The organism is Halorubrum sp. Atlit-26R (assembly GCF_003666015.1).
GTDB lineage: Archaea > Halobacteriota > Halobacteria > Halobacteriales > Haloferacaceae > Halorubrum.
Map to the genome: position 1 here is coordinate 1 of NZ_QPLT01000161.1, position 834 is coordinate 834.

Below are 834 nucleotides of genomic sequence, written 5' to 3' on the forward strand. Positions count from 1 at the left end.
GTCCGCAACGACGGTGAACTGTCCGGTACCCAGGACATCCGGTTCGAGGCCGGCGGTGATGTCCTCGCCACGAACGAGTCGGTCCAGCTTGACGCCGGCGAGAGCATCGAGCAGAACTTCACGGTGAACGCGTCCGAGCTCGACACCGGCTCCCAGCAGATCGGTATCTTCACCGAGAACACCTCGCGGACGACCACCCTGACCGTCAGCGAGCCCGAGCCGGCTGATATTCAGGTGGACATCGACGAGGTGTCCGGTGATGTCCAACAGGGTGCGCCGGTCGACGTCAACGTCACCGTCGAGAACGTCGGTGACCTCGAGGCCGAAAACGAGTCGATCGCGCTCGACCTCAGTGTTGAGGGCGAACAGGTCGCGCTCGACTCAGCGGATGTCACGCTCGCGGGCGGCGAGTCGACATCGCTCACCCTCTCTGACACCGTCGACCCGCTCCCGCGCGCCGGGACGTTCGACGGCACGGTGGAGGTCACCGCCGGCGACGCGACGGACACAGCAGCGACGCGGGTCGACTTCGGCTCGATCCAAAGCGGTGTCGACGCGGCCAGTGAGGGCGACACCGTCCTCGTTGCGGGCGGGGTGTACGCTGAACGCGTCGTCGTCGACACCGACGACGTGGCGCTACAGTCGGTCCGCCGCGCTGTAGTCTTCCCGCGCGTCGGCGACGAGGCGATCGCGATCCGCGGCGACGGTGTCACGGTGAGCGGGTTCAGTCTCCCGGCTGCGCCGACCGGCTCTGATTCCGGGACGGCAATCCGGGTCACCGGTGACGATGCGACTATCCGGGGTGTCCAGATAACGAACTGGGGAACCGGGGTG

At 67.0% G+C, this 834-nt stretch carries 1 protein-coding gene; it reads left to right on the forward strand.

All coding sequences use genetic code 11. From position 1 onward, the window contains the following. Positions 1–834 (forward strand): CARDB domain-containing protein (locus tag DVK07_RS22925; protein ID WP_158603205.1); only part of this gene is annotated, 834 nt, incomplete at both ends.